The organism is Solidesulfovibrio sp. C21 (genome assembly GCF_047785625.1).
GTDB lineage: Bacteria > Desulfobacterota > Desulfovibrionia > Desulfovibrionales > Desulfovibrionaceae > Solidesulfovibrio.
Genome location: NZ_JBLODY010000003.1, coordinates 126,081 through 149,996, shown reverse-complemented (window position 1 = coordinate 149,996; position 23,916 = coordinate 126,081). Strand labels below are relative to the sequence as shown.

General features: G+C 64.2%; 22 protein-coding genes. 7 read left to right on the top strand and 15 right to left on the bottom strand.

What is annotated here, in order from left to right:
- Positions 1-146 precede the first annotated feature (146 nt).
- The 5 genes from ACMZ6R_RS02130 to carB all read right to left on the bottom strand — a co-directional run bounded on the left by ACMZ6R_RS02130 (position 147) and on the right by carB (position 7,029).
- Entirely contained in the window at positions 147-1,337 is a 1,191-nt protein-coding gene (locus ACMZ6R_RS02130; RefSeq protein WP_416109136.1) for a putative sulfate/molybdate transporter, read from the bottom strand.
- A gap of 117 nt (positions 1,338-1,454) precedes the next feature.
- Complete coding sequence (locus ACMZ6R_RS02125; protein ID WP_416109135.1) at positions 1,455-1,796, bottom strand: ArsR/SmtB family transcription factor; 342 nt, start codon at positions 1,794-1,796, stop codon at positions 1,455-1,457.
- 201 nt (positions 1,797-1,997) lie between these two features.
- On the bottom strand, positions 1,998-2,351 hold the full coding sequence (locus tag ACMZ6R_RS02120) for a hypothetical protein (protein WP_416109133.1): 354 nt from the start codon (positions 2,349-2,351) through the stop codon (positions 1,998-2,000).
- 4 nt (positions 2,352-2,355) lie between these two features.
- Positions 2,356-3,771, bottom strand: a complete 1,416-nt coding sequence (gene purF / locus ACMZ6R_RS02115) for an amidophosphoribosyltransferase (RefSeq protein ID WP_416109132.1) — start codon at positions 3,769-3,771, stop codon at positions 2,356-2,358.
- Positions 3,772-3,789: 18 nt separating this feature from the next.
- Positions 3,790-7,029 (bottom strand): carbamoyl-phosphate synthase large subunit, encoded by a 3,240-nt coding sequence (gene carB / locus ACMZ6R_RS02110; protein WP_416109130.1) that lies wholly within the window; start codon positions 7,027-7,029, stop codon positions 3,790-3,792.
- A gap of 263 nt (positions 7,030-7,292) precedes the next feature.
- On the opposite strand from carB, the gene ileS reads away from it, so the two are divergent.
- The 7 genes from ileS to ACMZ6R_RS02075 are packed head-to-tail and all read left to right on the top strand — an operon-like array spanning position 7,293 to position 13,637.
- A complete protein-coding gene (gene ileS / locus ACMZ6R_RS02105; RefSeq protein ID WP_416109129.1) occupies positions 7,293-10,115 on the top strand; it encodes an isoleucine--tRNA ligase in 2,823 nt (940 codons plus the stop codon).
- A 3-nt stretch (positions 10,116-10,118) separates the two neighbouring features.
- Entirely contained in the window at positions 10,119-10,610 is a 492-nt protein-coding gene (gene lspA / locus ACMZ6R_RS02100; protein WP_416109128.1) for a signal peptidase II, read from the top strand.
- A 41-nt stretch (positions 10,611-10,651) separates the two neighbouring features.
- Entirely contained in the window at positions 10,652-10,885 is a 234-nt protein-coding gene (locus tag ACMZ6R_RS02095; RefSeq protein WP_416109127.1) for a PLDc N-terminal domain-containing protein, read from the top strand.
- Positions 10,882-11,877 (top strand): tol-pal system protein YbgF, encoded by a 996-nt coding sequence (gene ybgF, locus ACMZ6R_RS02090; protein ID WP_416109126.1) that lies wholly within the window; start codon positions 10,882-10,884, stop codon positions 11,875-11,877. Before ACMZ6R_RS02095 ends, ybgF begins: the two co-directional genes overlap by 4 nt.
- A gap of 25 nt (positions 11,878-11,902) precedes the next feature.
- Entirely contained in the window at positions 11,903-12,346 is a 444-nt protein-coding gene (locus tag ACMZ6R_RS02085; protein ID WP_416109125.1) for an NIL domain-containing protein, read from the top strand.
- 19 nt (positions 12,347-12,365) lie between these two features.
- Positions 12,366-12,896 carry a PilZ domain-containing protein gene (locus ACMZ6R_RS02080; RefSeq protein ID WP_416109123.1) on the top strand — a complete coding sequence of 177 codons (531 nt, stop codon included), beginning with the start codon at positions 12,366-12,368 and terminating at the stop codon, positions 12,894-12,896.
- Between the two features lie 6 nt (positions 12,897-12,902).
- Positions 12,903-13,637 (top strand): protein phosphatase CheZ, encoded by a 735-nt coding sequence (locus tag ACMZ6R_RS02075; RefSeq protein ID WP_416109122.1) that lies wholly within the window; start codon positions 12,903-12,905, stop codon positions 13,635-13,637.
- Between the two features lie 202 nt (positions 13,638-13,839).
- Here the strand turns inward: ACMZ6R_RS02075 and ACMZ6R_RS02070 are convergent, their stop codons facing one another.
- The 10 genes from ACMZ6R_RS02070 to ACMZ6R_RS02025 all read right to left on the bottom strand — a co-directional run bounded on the left by ACMZ6R_RS02070 (position 13,840) and on the right by ACMZ6R_RS02025 (position 23,795).
- Positions 13,840-14,577, bottom strand: coding sequence for an energy-coupling factor ABC transporter ATP-binding protein (locus tag ACMZ6R_RS02070; RefSeq protein WP_416109120.1), 738 nt, complete (start codon positions 14,575-14,577; stop codon positions 13,840-13,842).
- Positions 14,570-15,337: a cobalt ECF transporter T component CbiQ gene (gene cbiQ, locus ACMZ6R_RS02065; RefSeq protein WP_416109119.1), complete on the bottom strand. Its 768-nt coding sequence runs from the start codon at positions 15,335-15,337 to the stop codon at positions 14,570-14,572. Before cbiQ ends, ACMZ6R_RS02070 begins: the two co-directional genes overlap by 8 nt.
- Positions 15,334-15,981: a hypothetical protein gene (locus ACMZ6R_RS02060; protein ID WP_416109117.1), complete on the bottom strand. Its 648-nt coding sequence runs from the start codon at positions 15,979-15,981 to the stop codon at positions 15,334-15,336. Before ACMZ6R_RS02060 ends, cbiQ begins: the two co-directional genes overlap by 4 nt.
- A 192-nt stretch (positions 15,982-16,173) precedes the next feature.
- A complete protein-coding gene (cbiM, locus tag ACMZ6R_RS02055; RefSeq protein WP_416109115.1) occupies positions 16,174-16,782 on the bottom strand; it encodes a cobalt transporter CbiM in 609 nt (202 codons plus the stop codon).
- A 112-nt stretch (positions 16,783-16,894) separates the two neighbouring features.
- A complete protein-coding gene (locus ACMZ6R_RS02050; protein ID WP_416109113.1) occupies positions 16,895-17,677 on the bottom strand; it encodes a DUF4198 domain-containing protein in 783 nt (260 codons plus the stop codon).
- A 116-nt stretch (positions 17,678-17,793) separates the two neighbouring features.
- A complete protein-coding gene (locus ACMZ6R_RS02045) occupies positions 17,794-18,645 on the bottom strand; it encodes a hypothetical protein (RefSeq protein ID WP_416109111.1) in 852 nt (283 codons plus the stop codon).
- 8 nt (positions 18,646-18,653) lie between these two features.
- Complete coding sequence (locus ACMZ6R_RS02040; protein ID WP_416109109.1) at positions 18,654-20,801, bottom strand: S9 family peptidase; 2,148 nt, start codon at positions 20,799-20,801, stop codon at positions 18,654-18,656.
- 146 nt (positions 20,802-20,947) lie between these two features.
- Complete coding sequence (secD, locus tag ACMZ6R_RS02035; protein ID WP_416109108.1) at positions 20,948-22,552, bottom strand: protein translocase subunit SecD; 1,605 nt, start codon at positions 22,550-22,552, stop codon at positions 20,948-20,950.
- A gap of 120 nt (positions 22,553-22,672) precedes the next feature.
- Positions 22,673-23,041, bottom strand: a complete 369-nt coding sequence (gene yajC / locus ACMZ6R_RS02030; protein WP_416109107.1) for a preprotein translocase subunit YajC — start codon at positions 23,039-23,041, stop codon at positions 22,673-22,675.
- Between the two features lie 118 nt (positions 23,042-23,159).
- The gene (locus ACMZ6R_RS02025; protein WP_416109140.1) at positions 23,160-23,795 is read right to left on the bottom strand and encodes a thermonuclease family protein; all 636 of its coding nucleotides are present in this window, start codon (positions 23,793-23,795) and stop codon (positions 23,160-23,162) included.
- Positions 23,796-23,916 lie beyond the last annotated feature (121 nt).

The following is a 23,916-nucleotide window of genomic DNA, read 5'->3' as shown; positions in this document are numbered from 1 at the left end:
TTCAAAGGGTGAAGGTGCGGTGGGGCTGACGGACGAAGAACAGTATCCCGTCATAAACGTTAAAAAGTTTAGGAAGGGGAGAGCGCGAGAGGGGAAACCCTTTTCAAAGGGTTTCCCCTCTCGCATCCTCTTCTCGCCTCCCCTCCTCAAATCTTTATCCACTCCCGGCGCAAGGCGGTGTCCAGGATGACGCCGACGACGAAGGCCACGCCCATGTGCCACATGGCGAATCCGGCCACCACGATCATCACGTAGAATTCGGACTTTTTCGTGCCGATATCGCGCACGGTCACGGCCAGTTCGGCTCCGGCCAGGAACAGGATGACCCCGAGCACCGCCGGCGGGAACATCTTGAAGATGACGGCCACGGACTGGCTGAAAAAAAGCGCGATGACGATGACGATGGTGCCGAGGATCACCAGCGACCCGCCGGTGCGCGCGCCGAAGCGCACATGGCCGGCCATGCCGCCCGCGCCGTGGCACATGGGCACGCCGCCGAACATCGGGGAAACGAGGTTCATGACGCCCTGGCTTATGCACATGGTGCGTTCGGTGACGGGCCGGTCCGGGAACAAGTCGTTGTTCTCGGCCGTGATGGCCACCACCGCGTTGCCGAGCGTCAGCGGAATCTGGGGCAGGGTAAAAAGGAGCGTGCCGGTGACGATGTCGTCCCAGCGTATCTGGTGCAGGCCGAACTGGGGCAGACGAAAGCCGATACTGACCTGCCCCAGCTCGCCGAGAAGCGCCGGGTTGGCGATGACCGCGGCCACGACGCCGAGAATCAGCAGCGCGAACATGGCCGGGATCTTCGGGTTGGACAGCAGCACGAAGGTCATGGCCAGGGCGATGCCGGCCAGCCACGGCGAGCCCACCATGCGGTGGATGCCCTCGACCACGAAGGTCATGCCGAGCCCGAGCATGATGCCGCGCACCACGGGCTTGGTGGCCAGTCTGGCCACGTATTTGATGGTCCCGGTCAGGCCGATGATCAGCCAGAAGAGTCCGGTGGTCAGCCCCGAGGCGAAAAGCGCCGCCGGGGTGATGCCGCCGGCCACGGCCGCCGCGCCGATGGCCTTCATGGGCTGGATGGGAATGGGTGTTTTATAGAACAGTCCGGCTGCTATCTTGGACACGCCGAACATGAAAAGGAGCCCCAGGGGATCGACGCCGAGGATGGTGATGTAGGCCACCACGAAGGGAATGAGCGTGCCGATGTCGCCGAAGGCGCCGGCCCACTCCATGGCGTCGTAGCGGTTGGGCGTCTTGCCGCCGTGCACCAATATGCCTTCCGTTGCCGATCGAGTGCCGTCATGCGCGGAACCATCCGTCTGGAACATGGCGCCTCCTTCGCCCGGGCGCATGATTTAACGGAAAGGCGCCGGGCCGTTTACGGCGTTTGATGACACGGATTTTAGAAAATTCGTGTGACTAAGGCAAGCAAAAAAGGAGGTCGCTCAGGACCGCACTTGTTTGCGCAAGTCTTCGAGATACAAGAACTGTTCCTCGACCTGCTGGTCGAAAAAGCGGCGCACGCAGGAGAGGAAGGAGGACACGCACTGCATGCGCAGGGAATAGTAGATATTGGTGCCGCGCCGGGAATCGGTGACGATACCGGCTTCCTTGAGCACACTCAAGTGCTTGGAAACGGTCGAGATATCGGAGCCGACCAGTTCGCGCAGTTCGCACACGCATTTTTCGCCCGAGCCCAGGGCTTCGACCATGAGCAGGCGGCTGGGATGGCCCAGGGCCTTGAACACCTTGGCCCGCTGGGCCAGCTGGATCTGGTTCGGTTGCATGATTCTCTTTATCGCATCAAAGGGCCGTTGCCAATACAGGCGATCGGACACGTTGATTCCAAAACGGAAAACGCAAAGCACGGCCAGCGGCGCAGGGTATCGAACGAACGAAAGGAAAAGGTCGGCGGTGACGCGAGCGTGTGCCCACGCGAGACGAAAGGCCGGGCCGCAAGCGATGCGGTGATACGGCTCCCGGGAATACTAGAAAAGCGTCTGCAACAGCCCCATGGGCGTGCCGGAAGGGAGCGGCAGGCGCTTTTCCGGCAGGATGCGCTCAGCGAGAAGCGTCAGCCATTGACGGGAAAAGGCAATGGCGTCGTAGGTGAGAAACCCGCGCCCGCTGCCGTCGGTCGCCAGCCCGTAGCCGAAGACCGTCACCCGGATGGGCTCGGTCTCGCCCACGGGCAACACTTCGACCGTGATGGTGCGGGCGGCCGTATCGAGTCGCAAGTCACGCACCTCGCCGTATTCGTGCAGGTACTGCCGGGCCGAGGATAAAAGCAGCTTGGACAGCGACTTGTCCTTGGCCCCGGAGAGATCGAGATTGAACCCCATGCCGTTACCAGGAAAGGGCCACGTTCACGTCGTCCAGGCAGTTCTTGAGCCCCTCGCCGCACGGCGGGATCATGTAGTCGCCGTCGAAGCAGGCCAGACAGTACGGCGGCTTCTCGCCATTGCCCCGCACCGATTCCAGCAAGCCCTCGATGCTTAAGTAATGCAGCGAGTCGAGGCCGATGAACTTGGCGATCTCGTCCACGGTCTGGTGGGCGGCGATAAGCTCACCCTTGGAAGAGAAGTCGATGCCGTAAAAGCACGGGAAGCGGATGGGCGGACAGGACACGCGCATGTGGATCTCGCGCGCGCCGAGTTCCCGCAGGCGCTTGACCCTGGTGCGGATGGTGGTGCCGCGCACGATGGAATCCTCGACGATGAGGATGCGCTTGCCCTTGATCATGCTCTTGACCGGATTGAGCTTCACCCGGACGCTGAAATCGCGCATGTCCTGGGAGGGCTGGATGAAGGTGCGGCCCACGTAGTGGTTGCGCACCATGCTCATCTCGAAGGGCAGGCCCGAGGCCTGGGAATAGCCGATGGCGGCGTAAAAGCCGGAATCGGGAAACGGCATGACGTAGTCGGCGTCGACCGGCGCTTCCTGGGCCAGCGTCGCGCCCATCTGCTTGCGCCGCTCGTAGACCACCTCGCCGAAGACTTCCGAGTCCGGGCGGGCGAAATAGACCAGCTCGAACACGCACTGCTTGACCGGCTGCGGGTCGCAGATGCGGTAGGACTGGAGCCGCTTGTCCTGGATGACCAGCATCTCGCCCGGGGCCACCGACCGGATGGCCTCGGCCTCCATGAGGTCGAAGGCGCAGGTCTCGGATGCGAGCACGTAGGCGTCGCCCATGCGCCCGAGCATGAGCGGCCGCACGCCATGGGGATCGCGCACGGCAATGATCTTGTCGTTGACCAGAAGCAATATGGAATACGCACCCTTGACCTTGTTGCAGGCCTTGATGACCGCCTCTTCCAGGGAACACGAGCCCAGGAACTTGGCGATGAGGTGCACGAACACCTCGGAGTCGATGGTGGTCTGGAAGATGGACCCCGTGGCCTCGAGTTCCTGACGCAGCTCCAGGGTGTTGACCAGGTTGCCGTTGTGGGCAATGGCCATGTGGTAGTCGCCAAAACGCACCAGAAAGGGCTGGCAGTTGCGCAAAAGCGAGGCGCCGGTGGTGGAATAGCGGATATGCCCCACCGCCACCGTGCCCTTGAGCTCCTTGCCCAGATGCCGCTCGGAGAAGACATCGGCCACGAGCCCCATGCCGCGCTGCTCGCGGATACGGGTGCCGTCCCAGGTCACGATGCCGGCCGACTCCTGTCCCCGATGCTGGAGGGCGTAGAGGCCGAAATAGGTCATCCGCGCGGCCTCGGGATGGCCGTAGATGCCGAACAGTCCGCAGTATTCCTTTTTCATGATGCGCCGTGGTCGGGACTAATTGCCCGCGTAATATTCCTGCAAGCTTTTGACGGTAAGCCCCTGGCCGCCCCCCATCTCCCGGATGGCCTGGGCCATGGCCTTGGCCCCGGCCGCCGTGGTCGTATAGGGGATGCCGTAGAGAAGCGCCGTCTGTCGAATGACCATGGAGTCGCGCACCGTGCGCTTGTCCGAAACAAGGTTGATGACCAGATCGATTTCCCGGTTCTTCATGTGGTCGACCACATGGGGTCGGCCCTCGAACACCTTCATGACCGGGGTCACGGCGATGCCCTTGCCTTCGAGATAGGCGGCCGTGCCCTTGGTGGCCATGATCCTAAATCCCACCTGGCTGAGGATGCGGGCCGCGGGCAGCACTTCGTCCTTGGCCCCCTCGGCCACGGAAATAAACACCGTTCCGGACAGGGGAAGGTTCTGTCCCGCGCCGAGCTGGCTTTTCATGAAGGCCAGCCCCACCGAGGCGTCGATGCCCATGACCTCGCCCGTGGAGCGCATTTCCGGTCCGAGAAGCACGTCCACGCCCGGAAAACGGTTGAACGGGAAGACCGATTCCTTGACCGCGTAGTAGCCGGACTTGCGCAGGGTCCAGGGGGCCAGATCCTTGAGCTTTTGGCCCATGATGACCTGGGTGGCGAGTTTCGGCAGAGGCACGCCCGTGGCCTTGGACACGAAGGGCGAGGTGCGCGAGGCCCGGGGGTTGACCTCAAGGATATAGATGTCGCCGTCCTTGACCGCAAACTGGATGTTCATGAGTCCGATGACGCCCAGTTCCTGGGCCAGGGCCACGGTCTGGCGCTCGATCTCGGCGACCAGCTCCGGGGTCAGGCTGTGGGGCGGCAGCACGCAGGCGGAGTCGCCCGAGTGGATGCCGGCCTCCTCGATGTGCTCCATGACGCCGGCCACGTAGGTGTCCGTACCGTCGGAAACGGCGTCCACGTCCACCTCGATGGCGTTGACCAGAAATTTGTCGATGAGGATCGGATGCTTGCCCGAGGCAACCACCGCCACCTTGAAGTAGTTCTCCAGGTCGCCCCGGTCGTAGACGATCTCCATGGCCCGGCCGCCGAGGACGTAGGAGGGGCGCACCACCACGGGATAGCCGATCTTGTCCGCGATGGCGCTCGCCTCGTCCACGGTGAACGCCGTGCCGTTGGCCGGCTGACGCAGCTTGAGCTTTATCAAAAGCTCCTGAAAGCGTTCGCGGTCCTCGGCCCGGTCGATGCTGTCCGGCGAGGTGCCGAGAATGCGCACCCCGGCATCCAAAAGCGGCACGGCCAGGTTGAGCGGGGTCTGGCCGCCGAACTGGACGATGACACCCTCGGGCTTTTCGGTTTCGATGATGTTGAGGACATCCTCGAAGGTGAGCGGTTCGAAATAGAGGCGGTCGGAGGTGTCGTAGTCCGTGGACACGGTCTCGGGGTTGGAGTTGACCATGATCGATTCCACGCCCATGGCCCGAAGCGCGTAGGAGGCGTGGCAGCAGCAGTAGTCGAATTCGATGCCCTGGCCGATGCGGTTGGGGCCGCCGCCAAGGATGACCACCTTGCGGGCGGGTTTGACCGCCACTTCGCGGCCGGTCTCGTAGGTGGAGTAATAATACGGCGTGTAGGCTTCGAATTCGGCGGCGCAGGTGTCGACCAGATAGTAGGTCGGGGAAACGCCCATGTCCTGGCGCAGCTTGCGCGCGTCGAGCGGGGACGGCAGCCGCAGCAGGCTTGCGATCTGCGGATCGGAAAAGCCGTCTTTCTTGGCGGCCAGCACCAGTTCCCGGCACTCCGGATCGCCGGCGGCGACCTTTTCCCTGGGGAAGGTCTCCAGGACGGACTCCATGTCCACGATTTCCTTGATCTGGCGCAGAAACCACGGATCGATCCAGGTGGCGTCGAAAATCTCCTCCAGGCTCACGCCGCAGCGCATGGCCTGGCGCAACTGGAAGAGGCGCTTGGAATTGGGCTTGCGCATGTCGGCCAGGAGCTGCTCGCGGTCGGGCTCGCAGGACACCGCGTCCGGACCAAGGCCCGTGGCTCCGATCTCGAGCGAACGCAGGCCCTTTTGCAAGGCTTCCTTGAAGTTGCGGCCGATGCTCATGGCCTCGCCCACGCTTTTCATGGCCGTGGTCAGGTAATCCTCGGAGCCGGGGAACTTCTCGAAGGTGAAGCGCGGGATCTTCACCACGCAGTAGTCGATGGTCGGCTCGAAGGAAGCCATGGTCTCGCGGGTGATGTCGTTGGGGATCTCGTCGAGGGTATAGCCAACAGCCAGCTTGGCCGCGATCTTGGCGATGGGGAAGCCCGTGGCCTTACTGGCCAGGGCCGAGGAGCGCGACACGCGCGGGTTCATCTCGATAATCACCATCTCGCCGTCGGCCGGGTTGACGGCGAACTGGACGTTGGACCCGCCGGTTTCCACGCCGATCTCGCGCATGATGGCGATGGCGGCGTTGCGCATCTTCTGGTATTCGTCGTCGGTGAGCGTCTGGATCGGGGCGACGGTGGCCGAATCGCCGGTGTGCACGCCCATGGGATCGATGTTCTCGATGGAACAGATGATCACGCAGTTGTCGGCCCGGTCGCGCATGACCTCGAGCTCGAATTCCTTCCAGCCGAGCACCGAGCGCTCCAGCATGATCTCGCTTTTCATGCTGGCGGCCAGTCCCCGCGCGGCGATCTTCTCCAGATCTTCCATGTTGTAGGCCACGCCGCCGCCCGTGCCGCCGAGCGTGAAGGCCGGGCGCACGATGATGGGGAAGGCGATCTTCTTGCCCCACTCGCGCACGTCGTCCATGGTATGGCAGATGCCGCTCTGGGGGATGACGAGGCCGATATTTTCCATGGCCTCGCGAAAAAGCTCCCGGGATTCGGCCTTTTTGATCACGTCCAGGGACGCGCCGATCAGCTCCACCCCGTGCTCGGCCAACACGCCGGATTCGGCCAGGGCCACGGCCGTATTGAGCCCCGTCTGGCCGCCGAGCGTCGGCAGCACGGCATCGGGCTTTTCCCGGGCGATGATGCGGGCCACCGTGCCGGGCTCGATGGGCTCGACATAGGTGCGGTCGGCTAGCTCCGGGTCGGTCATGATGGTGGCCGGGTTGGAATTGACCAGGACCACCTCGTACCCCTCTTCTTTGAGGGCCTTGGCCGCCTGGGAGCCGGAATAGTCGAACTCGCAGGCCTGTCCGATGACAATGGGCCCGGAGCCGATGATCATGATCTTCTTGATATCCGTCCGTTTGGGCATGAGTGTATTTTTTGTAGAGGGTGGAACGAAAAAAGCGGAACCGGCAACGAATAAGCCACTTCAGCCCAATGGGCAAGGAATTTAGAAAGGGGGGCGTGCAAGGGGGGAATTCTATACAAGGAGTGCCCCTTCCCGCAACGCCCCCTCCCCCCTCAGGAGGCGCTTCGCCTCCGAGGTTTCTTGACTTCCCGGCGACCTTGTTTCAAACAGGCGGTTTCTCCGGCATCGTATGGACGCCGGGACAAGCGCAAGGAAACCAGGCCATGAGCAGCGACTATAAAAAGACCCTGAAACTTCCCAAGACCTCCTTTCCCATGAAGGCCAACCTCAAGGAAAAAGAGCCGGAAACCCTCAAATTTTGGGCGGAAAGCGACATCTACCGCCAGATGTTGGCCGCCCGCGAGGACGCCCCCCGCTACGTGCTCCACGACGGGCCGCCCTACGCCAACGGCCACCTGCACATGGGCCATGCGCTCAACAAAATTTTAAAGGATATCATCGTCAAGTCCCGCCATATGGCCGGCAACCAGGCCCCTTACGTGCCGGGCTGGGACTGCCATGGGCTGCCTATCGAGCACAAGGTGTCCCAGGAGCTCAAGGCCAAGGGCAAGACGGATCTGCCGGCCGTGACCGTGCGCCGGCTGTGCCGGGACTACGCCACCAAGTTCGTGGATATCCAGCGCAAGGAATTCAGGCGCCTGGGCGTCTTCGGCGACTGGGACGATCCCTACCTGACCATGCGCCCGTCCTACGAGGCGGCAACCGCCCTGGCCCTTTGCGATTTCGTGGAAAAGGGCTCGGTCTACCGGGGCAAAAAGCCCATCCACTGGTGTCTGTCCTGCCGGACCGCCCTGGCCGAGGCCGAAGTGGAATACGCCGACGAGACCTCGCCCTCGGTCTTCGTGCGCTTTCCCCTGCCCGATCCGAAAATAAAAAACGTCTTCCCCATGGCCGACCCGGCCAAGGCCTACGCCGCCATCTGGACCACCACGCCCTGGACCCTGCCGGACAACATGGCCGTGGCCGCCCACCCCGAGTTCGACTACGCGCTGGTCGCGGCGGGCGACGCCCAATACGTGCTGGCCGCCGAACTTCTGCAAAGCGTGCGCGAACTTTTCGGCTGGACCGACGCCACCGTCCTGGCCACGGCCCCGGGCTCGGCGCTCGAAGGACTCAAGGCGCGCCATCCGTTTTACGACCGGGAGTCGCCCTTCGTCCTGGCCGATTACGTGACCCTCGACGCCGGCACCGGCCTTGTCCACACCGCCCCGGGCCACGGCCGCGAGGACTATGACACGGGCCTGCGCTACGGCCTGGACGTGCTCTCGCCCATGGACGACGCCGGCCGGTTTCTGGACGTGGTGCCCTATTTTGCCGGGCTCACCGTCTGGGAGGCCAACCCCAAGGTCATCGAAAAACTCAAGGAAGTCGGCAATCTTCTGGCCGAGCGCAAGATCCGCCACTCCTATCCCCACTGCTGGCGCTGCAAGGAGCCGGTCATTTTCCGGGCCACCACCCAGTGGTTCATTTCCATGGAGGTGGGCGACCTGCGCAGCCGCGCCCTGACCGCCATCGACAACGAGGTGGAATGGATTCCCTCCTGGGGCAAGGAGCGCATCCATAATATGATCGCCGGCCGGCCGGACTGGTGCATCTCGCGCCAGCGCACCTGGGGCGTGCCTATCTTGGCCCTTATCTGCGAGTCCTGCGACACGGCCTACAACGACCCGGCCTGGATGCGCTCGGTGGCGGAGAAATTCGCCGACCATGCGCGCGGCTGCGACTACTGGTTCGAGGCGGACCTGGCCGACATCGTGCCGGCCGGGCTCACCTGCCCCCACTGCGGCGGGACCCACTGGCGCAAGGAAACCGATATCCTGGACGTCTGGTTCGACTCGGGCACGAGCTTTGCCGCGGTGCTGGAAAAGCGCCCGGAGCTGGCCTTCCCGGCCGACCTGTACCTGGAGGGCTCGGACCAGCATCGGGGCTGGTTTCACAGTTCGCTTCTGGCCTCCCTCGGCACGCGCGGCGCCCCCCCCTACCGGCAGGTGCTGACGCATGGCTACGTGGTCGACGGCGAAGGCCGCAAGATGTCCAAGTCGCTCGGCAACGGCATCGAGCCCCAGGAGATCATCGACAAGCACGGGGCGGAGATCCTGCGTCTGTGGACGGCGGCCGTGGACTACCGCGACGACATCCGCATCTCCGAGGAAATCCTCGCCCGTCTGGTCGAGGCCTACCGCCGCATCCGCAACACCTGCCGGTTCGTACTGGGCAACCTGTCCGACTTCGACCCGGCCGAAAACGACGTGGCCCCGCAGTCCATGCTGCCGCTCGACCGCTACGCCGTGGACACGGCCGCCCGGGCCCACGCCCGCATGGCCGAGGCCTACGAAGCCTACGAATTCCACAAGGTCTTCCACGCGCTGCACAACCTGTGCGTCACCGACCTTTCAGCATTTTATCTCGACATCCTGAAAGACCGGCTTTACGTCTCGGCCAAGGATAGCCGGGAGCGCCGCTCGGCCCAGGCGGCCCTGTGGCGCATCCTGCGCGTGCTTGTTCGCGACATGGCCCCGATTTTGTCCTTTACGGCCGAAGAGGTCTTTCGCCATACGCCTGTCTGCCAGCGGGGCGACGGCGTTTCGGTCTTTTCCCTGCCGCCCCTCGACACGGCCGGCTGGGAGCTCGATGCGGAGCTGCGGGAAAAGCTCGACCTGGTGGCCACGCTTCGCGGCGAGGTGACCCGGGCCATCGAGCCCAAACGCAAGGCCGGCGAAGTGGGGCATTCCCTGGAAACGGCGGTGACGCTGTACCTGCCTGAGGCCGTGGGAGCATCGGTGGCGTCGCTCGGCATGGACCTGCGCGAAGTGTTCATCGTGTCCCAGGCGACGCTGGCCCCGGCTTCCGGGGTTCCGGCCGAGGCCGTACCCTGCGAAGGCGTGGAAGGCGCGTTCGTGGGCGTGGCCCGCGCCACCGGCGAGAAATGCGCCCGTTGCTGGGTGTACGACAAACTGGGCACCGCGCCCGAGTATCCGGACCTGTGCCCGCGCTGCGCCGCGGTCATGGCGACCGAGGCCAACTGACCCATGCGCCCAAGTTTCAAGATCGCGATTCCCCTGGCCTTGCTGGTGATCGTCCTCGACCAGGCCGCCAAGCTGTGGATCGTCGGCAACATGACGCTCTACACCACCCGGCAGATCATCCCCGGGTTCTTCAACATCGTCTACGTGCTCAACCGCGGCGCGGCCTTCGGCTTTTTAAACCGCAACGACATCCAGTGGCAGACCTACTTCTTCTTCGCGGCTACCGCCCTGGCCGTGCTCATCATCTTCCATCTGCTGCGCATGGCCAAGGACGACAACAAGCTGCTCATCATCGGCCTCGGCTCGATCCTGGGCGGGGCCGTCGGCAACCTCATCGACCGCATCAAGACGGGTGAGGTCGTGGATTTCCTGGATTTCTACTATAAAACCTATCACTGGCCGGCATTCAATGTGGCCGATATCGCCATTTTTCTCGGCTCCCTGGCGTTGCTTGCGGCGTTTTACCGCATGCGCCGCCCGGCTTCCGGGAAATAACGGCCGCCACCGCCGCCCTAACATACGACAACGAGGTCCGCATGCCCGCCCTGCCCGCATTGCCGCCCATGACCACCGGCCAGATGCTTTTCGCCGTCGCCATTTTGGCCCTGGCGATCCTTCCCAATTACATCGCGATATGGCAAACTTTTCACCGCGTGTTTCCAACCCCCCTGGAGAGGATGTTCTGGTTTCTCCTGGCCATCTTCGTTCCGGTGCTCGGAGGCGTGGCCTACCTCATCTGGGGGCGCAAGCGAGGTCGCAAGCCGTCATGAAGACCCGTCATAGCAAAGGCACTATCCTGGCCGCCGCGCTGGTCGCCGCCCTTGTCGGCGGCTGCGCGCCCAAGCCCAATACCCCGGCGCCTCTCAACACGCCGGCCGACATGTGGGCGGAACTGGAGAACACCAAGGGTGAACTGCGGCGCTTAAACTCCAAGGTCGAGGAGCTCTCCCAGCAGGTGCAGGCCAACAAGAACGACCCCGAGCTGTCCGGACGCGTGGCCCGGCTGGAAGGCAACGTCAGCCGCATAGCCTCCCAACTGGCCATTGACCTGGGCCCCGCCGCCGGACCGGCCGCGGCGGCACCCCAGGCCGCCGCCACCCAGCAGCCCCAGGCGGGCTATGCCCAACAGCAACCGTCCGGTTACGAACAGCCGCAAACCGGCTATGTCCAGCAACCCCAGGCCGGCTACGCCCAACCCCAGACGGGCTACGCGCAGCAGCCGCAGGCGGGGTACGCGCAACAGCAAACCGGCTACGGCGCGCCCACCCCGGGCGGCGCGGGCCCGGATGAGGCCGAACCGACCATCCCGCCCTATACCGCCCCCGGCACCGCGGCCGCGCCGGCCGCCCAGGCGCCGGCCGTTCAGGCCCAACCGCCGGCGGTGCAGCCGCAGAGCCCGGCCGACGCCGTCTACGCCAAGGGCCTTTCCAGCTTCAACGCCCGCCAGTACCAGCAGGCGCTGGGGATTTTCCAGGAATTCGCCCGCAATTTCAAAACCAGTTCGCTGATGCCCAACGCCCTCTTCTGGACCGGCGAATGCTATTTCCAGCTCGGCGACTTCGCCAACGCGGCCCTGGCCTACCAGGAAGTCATCGAAAAATACCCCAAAAGCCCCAAACATGCCGATGCGCTGTTCAAACGCGGCGTGGCCTTCATGAAGCTCGGCAACGCCGGCGCGGCCAAATTGTCCTTCAAGGAAGTCATCGACAAATATCCCGATTCCGCCTTCGCCACCCGGGCCAAATCCATGATGCCCAAGTAGCGCCGGCCAACAAGCGACGGAACGCATGGAAACCCCTCAAGAAAAAACACTGCGGAAGATCATCTACCTGACCTTCCCCCCCGAATCCTCGAACAAGCCCGTGGTCTGCGATCTGGCCCGGATCTACGGACTGGTGTTCAACATCTCCAAGGCCCAGATCACCCCGCGCCACGAGGGCCAGATGACCATGGACATCACCGGGCCCAAGGAAGCCTTCGAGGCAGGCATGGCCTACCTCAAGGAGCATGGCGTGGGCGTGGTGCCGGCCGCCCAGCGTGTCTCCAGGGACGAGGACCGCTGCATCCACTGCGGCGTGTGCACGGCCCTTTGCCCCACCAAGGCGCTTACGCTCAACATCGAGACCCGGCTGGTGGAATTTCACGACGACACCTGCTCGGCCTGCGGCATGTGCACCAAGGTCTGCCCGGTGGCGGCCATGGAAATTTTACTGGAAAACGGCGTCATGTAGCCGGCGGGGGGATGCCTGCGTGGAAGAAAAACGGGCCTTCATGCGTATTCCCACGCGCCTGGCCGGCTATCTGCGGTCGTTGCCGGGGCCGGACGACATCCAGATCTTCCGGGAATCACCGTTTCTCGGCGGCGGCTCGGGAGCTTGCCACGATCCCCGCGATGCGGGCATGAGCGAGGCGCTGCACGCCATGCTGTGCTCGATCAACGCCAAGCTCGATATGCTGCTCTCCATGCAAAGCCGTGACGAACTCACGGCCGACTTTCCGGTGACCATGGAAATCCTTGAGATAAGCGGCGCGGGCGTGCGGTTTGTGGCCTCGCAGGAACTGGACGTGGACCAGTATGTGGAGGCGGTCATCGTGCTGGCGCGGTTTCCGCTCCGCATGGCCGGCGCCGTGGGGCGCATCCTGCGCCATGAGGATGACCTGGACGGCCGCGTCGTTTACGCCCTCGATTTCACACGCATCCGGGAACGGGATCTGGAAAGCATCGTACAATTTGTCTTCCAAAGCCAGCGCGACGACCTGCGCGGAAAGAAATGGGACTAACGCCGCATGATCAATGATGAAGAACTTCTCGAACGCATGCTGGACAGGCTTCTCACCGAGGTCGTCCCGGACCTGCGCCGCAGCATCAGCGCCAGCATTGAAAAGGAAGTCGCCAAGACCCTGTCCCGTTCGCTTTTGGAAAGCGAGTTCCATCAGCGCTTAAACGAGGAAATGCGTCAGGGACTCCAGGATATCTACAAGGAGATCAACCAGGCGGCCAAGACCGAAGGCGAAGCCCATGCCGACGACCGCCAGCAGGCCGACCAACTGTTCCAGGAAGCGGCCCAGCAGCTCGACAAAATCCTCGAGACCACGGAAACCGCCACCACCGAGATCATGGACATCGTGGAAAAGCACCTGGACCTGCAAGCCGACGCGGCCGGACTCCTCGCGGCCATGCAAAACGGTGTGGCCGACCCCGAGGCCGTGGAAAAGCTGCGCGCGGGCAACGCCGCCCTCGGCGAAGACCTCATGCGCATCATGACCACCCTGAGCTTCCAGGACCTCACCGGCCAGCGCATCAAACGCATCATCACCGCCATCAAAAAGGTCGAACAGATCGTGCTCGACCTCTACCTGTCCACCGGCATCCAGCTCAAGGCCCGGGCCGAAGCCCCGGACAAGACCATCTCCGAACTCCAGGCCGAGGCCAAACAAAAGGTTTCCGAACTCAAAGGCCCCCAGACCAAGGTCCAACAAGGCGCGGTGGACGACCTCCTCGCCCAGCTTGGGCTCGATTAGGAAGGAGGAGAAAGAAAGCGATGCGAGAGGGGAAACCCTTTAAAAAGGGCAGTAGCCCCTCTCGCGCTCTCCCCTTCCTCAATTTTTCGACGTTACGGGAGCAACGCCGATAACATCCCCTCACCATTAAAAATCTTTGGAAAGGGGGTCCGGGGGGAAACTTTTCTATAGAAAAGTTTCCCCCCGGTTCCATTTTATCCCCCTACTCCGTCGCGTGATGGTGGTGGGCCTGGTTGCCGAGGGGGTGACCGTGGACGTGGCGGTGGATGATGAAGTGCGGATCATGCACGAGCCTGCCCGCCTCGATGGTATAGAAGGTATCGGTCACGTCGAACAGGAAATCCCAGTCGTGGGAAATGACGATCAGCGGCTTGCCCAGGCGTTTGAGGATATCCGCAATGCGCTCCCGCGTCCCCGGATCGAGGCCGTTGGTCGGCTCGTCCAGTAACAGCGCCTGGGGCTCCATGGCCAGCACCCCGGCCAGGGACACAAGCTTTTTCTCCCCGCCCGAAAGCCGGTGCGACAGCCGTTCGCCGAAACCGGCCAAGCCCAGCATGTCCAGGGTACGTTCGGACGCCTCCCGGGCGCGCGCCGGCGAGAGCCCGCAATTGAGCGGTCCGAAGGCCACGTCGTCGAGCACGGTCGGGTAGATGATCTGGTCGTCGGCGTTTTGCAACAGAAGCCCGATGCCCCGCCGCACGGCCCGGAAATCCTTTTCCGTGGCGGCAACGGCCCCCCTGTAGTGCACCTCGCCGGCATCGGGCCGGACCAGCCCCATCATCACGTGCAACAGCGTGGTCTTGCCCGAGCCGTTCGGCCCGAAAAGCCCGATGCGCTCCCCGGTCGAAAACGTAAAATCGACATCGGCCAGCACCGGACGGTCGCTGCCGGGATAGGCGTAGCCCACCCCGGAAAGGCGCAGCAACGGCTCATCAGACATATCCCCTCCGCAAAACGAAATCGAGCGCGCCGGCCGCCGCGGATACGGCCAGACACAGGCTCAGGAAAACCTTATCGCCGCGCCGCGCCGCAAACCGGTCCAGGCTGGGGAATTCGCCGTGGAACCCGCGCAGCAGCATGGCTTGGTAGACCCGCTGGGAGCGGTCGAAGCTGCGCACCAGCACCATGGCGACCAGGGCGGCATAGGTACGGTAGGTACGCGCGTCCGTGGCCGGGACAAAGCCCCGCAGTCTCGCCGCCGTGGCCAGCCGGGCGTACTCCTCGGCGATGACGTGCAGGTAACGGTAGGTGAAAAGAAAGAGAAAGGAAAATTTGGCCGGCACGTGAAGCGCCGTCATGGCCCGCCCCAGGGCCGGCACCGGGATGGTGGCGACAAGGGATACGATGCAAAAAAAGATGGCGTTGGTCTTGACCGTGATGACGGACGCCAGGGCCACGCCCTCCCGGGTCGCCGTCAAGCCGAAAAGCCGCCAGCCAGCCTCTCCCGGCGCGGTAAAGGGCAGCACGAACCACAAGAAAAGCACAAAGGCGTTGACCGCGACAAACCGGCCCCAGACCACCCGCCAGGACGGCCGGGCGGCAATGGTCAAGAAAAGCCCGCAGACAAGCACCAGCCCGGCGGGGGCCGGTGTTGCGGCCAGGGCGGCGACCACGGACAGGGCCAGACAGGCCACGAGCTTGAAACGGGGGTCCAGGGAGTGGATGGGCGAAGTTCCCCGGGCGAGCGGTTCGTCGATCATGCGCCCCGTCCGCCCTTGCGGCAGCGGACATAGGCCAGAAGCCCGGCAATGCCGACCAGCCAGCCGATGCCCCCGGCGATCCCGGCCAGGCCCGGACCTTTTTCCTCCTGATCCAACAGCATCTTGCGGATGGGCGCGATCTTGACTTCCACGGCCTGTTCGACCACGGCCCGCAAGGCGGCCTGGTCCATGGGCACGGCCACGGCCGGAGCGGTCGAGGCAGGCGCGGCGGCTGTCGCGGCCGGCGTGGCGGTGGGCATGGACACGGCCGATGTCGGAACGGCGGGAGCGGCCGGAGCGGCGGACAGGTATTCCTCGGCCTTGACGGTCGTATTGTTCTGGTGCCCCTCGCCGGCATCGAGATGGATGGCGATCTCAGTCTTGTCCTTGCGAGCGGCCTCGGGCACGGGGAAGACGAAATTGCCCTTGTCGTCCGTCTTGCCGGTCAGGTAGACCTGCCCGGTGACGGCGTTTTTGACGGTGATCTCCCCGAAGCGCACCCGGTCGGAGCGGCTGTAGCTGCACTCCACATGCACATCGTTGCCCTCGACATAGGCGAACACATTGACCCTGTGGGCCAACGCCGGGGCGGCCGCACCCAGGCAAAGCGCCAAGGCTATAATGAGAATCTGCCTATATTTCATAAAGATAATCCCTTATGCGAGTGGGGAACCCCTTTGAAAAGGACAGTAGCCCTCTCGATCTCTCCCCTTCCCCAATTTTCCAATATTACTTGGGCAGCACCGCCCACATCCCGTCACCGTCAAAAGTCTTGGGAAGGGGGGCCTGGGGGGAAACCTTTCTACAGAAAGGTTTCCCCCCAGTTCTTCCCCAACTTACCCAGCCAGACGGATGGCCAGCATCTCGGGGCGCACCTTGGCCAGGAAGGCCACGGCCATGGCCGTCAGTACCCCTTCGATGAGCATGATGGGGATATGGGCGAGCAGAATCACCTTGGCCGTGCCGATAAACGCCTCGCCGGAAAGAGCCAGCGCGCCGGCGGTCAGGCAGCCGGCAAAAAGTACCGCGAAGAAGCCGCAGCAAAAGGCCCCCACCGCCCGCTTGGTGCCTCCGGCCCGCAGAAGCGGCCCAAAAAGCAGGAAACAGGCCACGGTCGGCAGCGCCATGTCGCAGGTGTTGACGCCAAGCACCACCAGCCCGCCGAACTGAAACAGCACGGCTTGCAAAAGGAGCGCCACACAGATGGCCGGAAAGGCGGCATAGCCGAGAATCGCGCCGATCAGGCCGTTTAGGATCAGGTGGACGCTGACCGGTCCGATGGGCACATGGATGAGCGATGCAACGAAAAAAGCGGCCGAAAGAATAGCCACGGTCATCAGCTTGTCGTAGTCCAGACGCTTGAGGCCCACAGCCATGCCCACGGCCGTGATCGTCCAGCCGCCGGCCAGCACCGGCCCGGAAAGCACCCCTTCGGAAATATGCATGCTGCCTGCCTGTCGCGCCAGCGCGCGCACGGTTATGGGAGACGCGGCCGAGACGGTCCCGGCCGGGCTCCCGGATCGTCAAGCGAAAATCCCTCGAACGAGTCGCAAGGCCTTACTTCTTCTTGTGCTTGGGATCAACGAACTTGGCCCACATGACAGCCCCACGCTCCACCTTCTTGGCCACGCCGTCCTTTTCGATGGTCTGCGGGGCGTCTGTCAGGGCGGCGAATCCCCACCAGCCGGCAAAGGGCACGGCATAGGTGAAAACGCCGTTGGCGTCGGTCTTGACCACCTGGGTCACCAGATATTCGTTGGGGGCCGTATAGGCCTTGTCCTTGTTATAGTATTCCACTTCCACGTCCACCCCGGGAACCGGCTTCCCGTCCACGAGCACCTTGCCCGTAAAGACGTTGCTGACATAATTGCCGAAAGGACGCGAGAGCGGAATGATCTCGGCCGGCAGCCCCACGGGCTCGTCCCAGCCGTCTTCCTCGCCGAAGGCCGGCACCACGACCTTGGTCAGATGCTCGATGTACTTATCCTCGGCCGGCTCGAAATAGGGTTCGGGCACCACGTAGAAAATCCCCACGCCCGGCCGCTTGAAGGTATATTCGGACTTCCAGGCGTCATGGTCCATGACCTTGGTGGGCTTGAGCGTCGCCAGCAGATCGGTCTTCTTGCCGCCGTCCACAACGCCGAAGGCCTTGGGCTTGGCCATGTTCATGCCGTTTCCCTCCATGGGATGGGAAAAGGACACGACCAGATCCACCTTGGCTTTTTCCTTGCTCGTAACCACATCCTGGGACGGGATGACCATGCCGAAATGGGCCAGGGCCGGTGCGGCCGTCAGCACCACCGCCGCCAGCGCGACAAGAACACGGGAAATGGATACCATGGAGCCTCCTTTTTTATGGAAGATTGCCAATACATAGTAAGAACAAAAAAATCATAACACGCAGCAAGAACGCATGGCAACCATTGGCATACGGGAATTGTCGGGAAGGGGTACCCTCAGAAGGTGAACGCCAGGGACAGCGCGCAGTCGGTCTGCGCGGCGGGGCGCAACTCCGCCGCCAGCCGCAGACGGGACAGGGGCCGAAACGTCACGGCCAGATAGGGCGCGACAAGGCTTTGGGGTTCGTAGCCATATTGGCCGGGCCGAGCATTGAGCGCCAGGATGGCGGCCAGGGCCGTCCCCGTGGCCCCGCTGGGATCGATGTGGTGGGTGAGGCGCTTGTCCAGACGAAACGCGGTGAGCGCCGCCCCGGCGGCCACAGCCACTTTGCCCCAATCGTAGCCCAGGGCCAGCGTGGCCTCGTGGCTATGCCAGGAGAAGGCCGCGTCGCGCTGGGACGGCGGCGTGCCCGTGCCCGAGGAACTGGCCACGTCCTCACGGGCCTCGGGAGCGTTGGCGATAAAAAGCTCGTAGCGGGCCAGCAGAAATGCGCCATACCCAGGTTCCCGGCGCAGGATCAGCCTGACGGAGGGCCCCCAGAGCAGGGCCGGATGCGTTTCCCAGGCTTCATAGAAGCCGATACCGACGTTCTTGGCCTCGAAACGGCCGACGGAGGTGCCCAGGTGAAAGCCCGGGGCGAACACCACGTGGCGCGTGTCCGCCAGACGCCAGGAAAGCGCGACATAGGCCCGCGTCTCGGACCAGTTGCGGGTCCAGCCGCCGTGTTCCGGCAGGATGCCGGCGGAGGGGTTGGAGCAGCGGGGTTCGTTTACGTCCCGATAGCCCAGGCTGCGGTAGACGGCGGCGATTTCCAGGCGTTTGCCGGCAACGGCGGAACAGGCCATAACAGCGACAAGCCCCCAGACGAGGGCTGCTGCCGCCAGGATGTGCCTTCCCGCCGCGGTCATGGCCGCCGTCAGGAGCCGGGCCGGGTACGCGTTCCGTTTGCCACTGGAGAGCCGGTCACGTCGGATCTGCCGTTCTTCCCTCCCTGGGTTTCGTCCGGGGCGACACCGGGGAAAAATGCCGTTTCCATCGGCGCAGTCGGGAGATAGCGCGCAAACCAGTCGCGATTGCGGACCATGAGATCACGGATCAACGAAGGCTCGGTCACGTCATGGCCGCTTCGGGGATAGGCGGCCAGCTTGGTGGGCACACCCAGGCGCGACAGGGCGGTGTAGAGCTCGAGGGACTGGGTGAACGGCACCCGCTCGTCGGCCACGCCGTGCTGAAAGAGCGTCGGCGTTTTGATGGAGGCGGCGTACTTGAGCGGCGAATGGTCGAAAAGCGTCTGGAACCGTTCATAGGCCTCGCCACCGAAATACAATGGGATGAAATCGGGCAGGTCCATGCTGCCGGATTGGCTGACCAGATCGGTGATGCCCGCGCCGATGGAGGCGGCGGCGAAACGGTCGGTGTGGCCGATGGCCCAGGCGGTCAGGAAGCCGCCGTAGCTCCAGCCCATGACGCCCATGCGTTTGGGATCGGCCAACTTGCGCGCGACCAGGGCGTCGAGCCCGCTTTGCAGGTCGGCGAAGTCGACCCCGCCCCAATCACCCTTGATGGCCATGCGAAAGGCCGGCCCGTAGCCGTCCGAGCCTCGGACATTGGGCTGGAAAAGGGCGTAGCCGCGCTCGCTGAAAACCGCCAGCGGGTAATAGTTGAGCGCCCCCAGATACTGCCGGTCGGCGGCCACGGCCGGCCCGCCGTGAAGCTCGACCAGAAGGGGCGGCGGCCCGGAGACGGGAGTGGCGGGATAAGTGTAGAGGCCCTCGAGGACGGTGCCGTCGGAAGCCTTCCAACGCACCACCTGGGTTTTGCCCAGGCGGTAGCCGGCAAACTCCCGGTTTACCGCGGACACGGCTTTTGGCGCGAACCGGCCGGCCGGGGTCAGGTAGGCCTCCGGGGGCAGGTCGCTGTCGACCAGCACCATGCCCAGGGTATTGCCCGAGGCGGAAACGGCGGCCTGGGACACCATGCGGGGGGTATCGGACACGACGCGCGGCGCGCCGCCGGAAAAAGGCAGGGCCAGAATCACCGCACCCGTGCCCTCGACCTCGCGCACATAGACCGCGCCGCCGCCCGCCGACCAGCCGATCATTTCCGGGCGGGCATTGGGCGTTGCCGCCAGTTCCCGGGCCGGGCCGCCGGTCGTGGGGACAACCATGACCCGGGCGGCGCTGTAATAAAACCCCGGCGCGCTGGTCGCCACGTAGGCCAGCCATTTGCCGTCCGGAGAAAAGCTCGGACCCGCCTCCGAAGCGGCGGTCGCGGCCACGGGCACGACGCGCCCGGTTTGCACGTCCACCATGGCGATGTCGGTCTGGGCCGCGTCCTGGGGCTGGGCCCGGCCGGAAACGGTATTGCCGCGACGGCCGCGCGGCGGCGCGTCGGGAGCAACCGTCTCGAAAGCGATGTGGCGGCCATCCGGGGAAAAGACGAATCCCCCCACGTCCCGATCGGTCACGAGTCCCCGAAGCGTCCCCTGCCCGGAAAGCGGCAGCAGATACAGCCCCGCTGCGCCGCCCTCCTCGTCCAGGACGTCCACATCCGCGTCGCAACCGGTTTCCCGACCACCGGAAGCGCCGCCCATGACCATGGTCATGGCCAGTCCCTTCCCGTTCGGAGCAAAGGCCAGATCAAGCACATCGCCCCGGCCGTGGGTAAGACGGTGGGCGTGGCCGGTTGTCAGGGGCAGGAGCACGGCATCGGTCGTATCGTCGGTCTGGACAAGATAGGCAAGACGTGAGCCGTCCGGGGAAAAGGTCGGCTTTTCGCAGACCTCCCGTTCCGGCGTGACGGGGCGCGCCAGGGCCTTGGCCGCGTCGGCCAGGTACACACGCGAGCGCAAATCGCCGCCCTGCCCGTCCAAGACGGCCCGGGTGACGGTGAAGGCCGCGCGCTTGCCGTCGGCGGACAGGCGCAGGTCATCGATCATGGCCACCCGCAGCATGTCGTCGATGGTGAAAGCCTTTTCGGAGCAGATAGCGGGCGCGGCGCAGGCACAAAGGAAGGCCACGGCCGCCAGCACGGCACGGAGACGAAATCGGAAAGCGGCAGGCATCGGTTCGAACTCACCTCGCTTGGGCGATGGCGCACTGTACGGTGTGCCGGGATGGGGGTCAAACCGGAAAAAAAAGCCCCCCTGCAGGGGGGCTTATGGTGCCATCGGAATCCGTGCGCACCCGGTTCGGGGAAAAGGCCCGAAACTCAGATGCGGATACCCGCTTCCGGCGGCCGTCGGGACAGCCAGAGGTCAAACAGATAGCGGGTAAAAAAGATCGCGGTGAACATGGACGCCACGGTCCCCAGGATCAAGGTCACGGCAAAGCCCCGGATGGGACCGGTACCGAACTGGTAGAGCACCATGGCCGCGATGATCGTGGTCACGTTGGCGTCGAAGATGGTGAGTGTGGCCCGGTCGTAGCCGGTGTCCACGGCCTTGCGGGCCGAAAGCCCCAGGCGCAGTTCCTCGCGTATTCGCTCGAAGATGATGACGTTGGCGTCAACGGCCATGCCGATAGTCAGGATGATGCCGGCAATACCAGGCAGGGTCAGGGTGGCCCCGAACCCGGCCAGACCGGCCAAAATGAGCACGAGGTTGAAAACGAGGGCCAGATCGGCCACAAACCCGGCCAGACCGTAGTAGAGGACCATGAAGCCGACGACGATGACGCCGCCGATCAGGGCCGAATAGATGCCCTGCTCGATGGATTCCTGCCCCAAGGAGGGGCCGACGCTGCGCTGTTCCAGGATGCTGACCGGGGCGGGCAACGCGCCGGCGCGCAGCACGATGGCCAGGTCGCGGGCTTCCTCGGTGCTGAAGTGGCCGGTGATGCTGGCCCGGCCGCCGCTGATTTTCTCCTGGATGGTCGGCGCGGAATAGACCTTGCCGTCAAGGACGATGGCCAGGCGTTTTTTAACGTTCTCGCCGGTGACGCGCTCGAACTGGCGCGCCCCCCCCGGAGTAAACGACAAGGCGACGTAGGCCTGGTTGTTGCTGTCGAAATTGGCCCGGGCGTCGGAAATATGCTCGCCGGTCATGACCGCATCGGAACGCAGGGCAATGGGGCGCTCGAGATAGGAGCCGTCGGGGTTGCGGTGGCGCAGAACGGAAAGCTCCTCGCCCGGAGGCAGGATGCCCTTCTGGGCCTTGTCCAGGTCCGCGTTGTCGTCCACGACCTTGAATTCCAGGTGCGCGGTCTTGCCGATGAGCTTGATGGCCCGCTCGGGATCGTGCAGGCCCGGCAGCTGGATCTGGATGCGGTTGTCCGACTGTTTGCGGATGTCGGGCTCGGACACGCCGAATTCGTCGATGCGGTTGCGGATGGTCTTGACGGCCTGATCAACGGTCATGCGGGTCAGCTCGGACGCGTAGCGCGGGGTGAAGGACAGCTTGTAGGTAAACTTGCCGTCCGGGCCGCTTTCCACGTTGTCGACGACCAGCACGTTGAAATGGTTGGCAAGCATCTCGTCAAAGGCCTGCCGCTTGTCGCCCGAAGCCAGGACGAGCTGGAGGCGTTTCCCGTCGGCCGTGGTCTGGGGGCGCAGCACGGCGATGCCGTCGTCCTTGGCCTGGTCGCGCACGTCCCGGCCCATTTGGACCAGGGAGTTGGTCAGGGCCTTGTCCACGTCCACGCCAAGGGTGAGATGGATGCCGCCCTTGAGGTCGAGGCCGAGGTTTATCACGTCATCAGGCAAAAACTTGCCAAGGAAAGACTGTTTGACCGTGCCGATGGACGGCAGCATGTAAATCAGGCCCAAAAAGGCCACAAGACTGATGACGGCCAGCCGCCAACGCATATTTCCAGACATGGGCGAGGCTCTCCTTGGGAGGCTTACGCTTCGGGGAAACACTCAAGGCGAAGGGTTGCCGGCCAGCAGCCCTTCGCCGTGCGCGCCGGGAAGAAAAAGCACCCGGCGCCGTCAAAAACGCTATTCCTTGGCCTTGCCCTTCGCTTCGGCCTTGGTGGGAGCGGCCTGGGGCTCGCCGGGACCGGAGACAAAGCTGCGGTTGATCTCGATGGTGAGATCCTTGGCGATCTCCACGGTCAGCTTGTCGCCGTGGACTTCCATGATGCGGCCGTAGATGCCACCGCCGGTCAGGATATAATCCCCACGGCCGAGATTGGCGAGGTAGGCGCGGTGCTGCTTGGCCTTTTTCTGCTGCGGACGGATCAGCAGAAAATAGAAGATGGCAAACATAATGATCAGCGGCAAAAATGCGGTGATGGGATTGGCCCCCCCCTCGCCGCCGCCGGCGGGGGCGGCGCCCATGGCATGCGCCAAGCTCGGAAAAAGCATGCTGCCTCCAGATAGGTTATTGGCCCGAATCGTGCGCGCAAGTGCGGACATCCGCGTCCGGCGCGGCATCGGGCAAGGGCTGTCGCGGAAAAATGGATGGTCTAAAAATGCCGCCGCGTCAAGGTTTATCCGTCCATGAGCTCTTCCGGCCGGTCCCGGCCGTCGGCCAGGGGGTACATTCCCGGGCCGGAGAAAATCCCAGACCAAAGGCCTGCCGGGCATCGGCCAGGGCCACCCGGTTGCGGCGGCTGATGCGCCCGGCGTCGGGACAGCCAGGGGCATGAAACCGGTGCGAGGCGGCATTGCCCGCATACCCGCCCGCAGGCGACGGCAGGCGCAGGATGCGCGGCCAAAAGCCCCTGCCCTGCTCCATGGCCCGCCGTTGGGCCGCCAGGAGGCGATGCACCAACGAATCGGGCAAATCCGGATACCAGAAGAAAAAGGCCGCCCCCGCCGCAAGCATCCGCTCGGCTACGGACGCGCCGTCCGGCAGAACCAGCTCGCCGAGAGCCCGGCCAAAACGGTCCCTACCCCGTCCAACCGGCTCGAAGCGCAAGGCGACGCCCCGGGTCAGGCTGGCGAGCTCCCGCCGGGACGCGGCGGCGTAATACTGGGCCGGGGCCTCGCCATGGGCGGTCTCCGGGGCGTCGATGCCGGCCAGGCGCACCCTGCGGCCGTCGGTCAGCCGCACCGTGTCTCCGTCGAAGACCCGGGCCACGGACACGACATCCCGGGCCGCGCCCAGCCGGGGCACAAGCAGCAACAACGCCAGGGCACAGACCGACGCGAGAAGCGGCCACGCCCCGCGCCGTACCGCCCGATCGCCCCGCGGCGACGGCAAAACGACCAACGAAAATGTAAACCGGCCGCCGCAC

Bases quoted from the DNA above. Each gene is read 5' to 3' on its own strand.
- ybgF (WP_416109126.1), top strand. From the start codon at position 10,882: ATGAAGACCCGTCATAGCAAAGGCACTATCCTGGCCGCCGCGCTGGTC.
- ACMZ6R_RS02070 (WP_416109120.1), bottom strand. From the start codon at position 14,577: ATGTCTGATGAGCCGTTGCTGCGCCTTTCCGGGGTGGGCTACGCCTAT.
- cbiQ (WP_416109119.1), bottom strand. From the start codon at position 15,337: ATGATCGACGAACCGCTCGCCCGGGGAACTTCGCCCATCCACTCCCTG.
- ACMZ6R_RS02040 (WP_416109109.1), bottom strand. From the start codon at position 20,801: ATGCCTGCCGCTTTCCGATTTCGTCTCCGTGCCGTGCTGGCGGCCGTG.
- cbiM (WP_416109115.1), bottom strand. From the start codon at position 16,782: ATGCATATTTCCGAAGGGGTGCTTTCCGGGCCGGTGCTGGCCGGCGGC.
- carB (WP_416109130.1), bottom strand. From the start codon at position 7,029: ATGCCCAAACGGACGGATATCAAGAAGATCATGATCATCGGCTCCGGG.
- ACMZ6R_RS02130 (WP_416109136.1), bottom strand. From the start codon at position 1,337: ATGTTCCAGACGGATGGTTCCGCGCATGACGGCACTCGATCGGCAACG.
- yajC (WP_416109107.1), bottom strand. From the start codon at position 23,041: ATGCTTTTTCCGAGCTTGGCGCATGCCATGGGCGCCGCCCCCGCCGGC.
- ileS (WP_416109129.1), top strand. From the start codon at position 7,293: ATGAGCAGCGACTATAAAAAGACCCTGAAACTTCCCAAGACCTCCTTT.
- ACMZ6R_RS02050 (WP_416109113.1), bottom strand. From the start codon at position 17,677: ATGGTATCCATTTCCCGTGTTCTTGTCGCGCTGGCGGCGGTGGTGCTG.
- ACMZ6R_RS02075 (WP_416109122.1), top strand. From the start codon at position 12,903: ATGATCAATGATGAAGAACTTCTCGAACGCATGCTGGACAGGCTTCTC.
- ACMZ6R_RS02095 (WP_416109127.1), top strand. From the start codon at position 10,652: ATGCCCGCCCTGCCCGCATTGCCGCCCATGACCACCGGCCAGATGCTT.
- ACMZ6R_RS02045 (WP_416109111.1), bottom strand. From the start codon at position 18,645: ATGACCGCGGCGGGAAGGCACATCCTGGCGGCAGCAGCCCTCGTCTGG.
- ACMZ6R_RS02060 (WP_416109117.1), bottom strand. From the start codon at position 15,981: ATGAAATATAGGCAGATTCTCATTATAGCCTTGGCGCTTTGCCTGGGT.
- lspA (WP_416109128.1), top strand. From the start codon at position 10,119: ATGCGCCCAAGTTTCAAGATCGCGATTCCCCTGGCCTTGCTGGTGATC.
- secD (WP_416109108.1), bottom strand. From the start codon at position 22,552: ATGTCTGGAAATATGCGTTGGCGGCTGGCCGTCATCAGTCTTGTGGCC.
- ACMZ6R_RS02125 (WP_416109135.1), bottom strand. From the start codon at position 1,796: ATGCAACCGAACCAGATCCAGCTGGCCCAGCGGGCCAAGGTGTTCAAG.
- ACMZ6R_RS02120 (WP_416109133.1), bottom strand. From the start codon at position 2,351: ATGGGGTTCAATCTCGATCTCTCCGGGGCCAAGGACAAGTCGCTGTCC.
- purF (WP_416109132.1), bottom strand. From the start codon at position 3,771: ATGAAAAAGGAATACTGCGGACTGTTCGGCATCTACGGCCATCCCGAG.
- ACMZ6R_RS02085 (WP_416109125.1), top strand. From the start codon at position 11,903: ATGGAAACCCCTCAAGAAAAAACACTGCGGAAGATCATCTACCTGACC.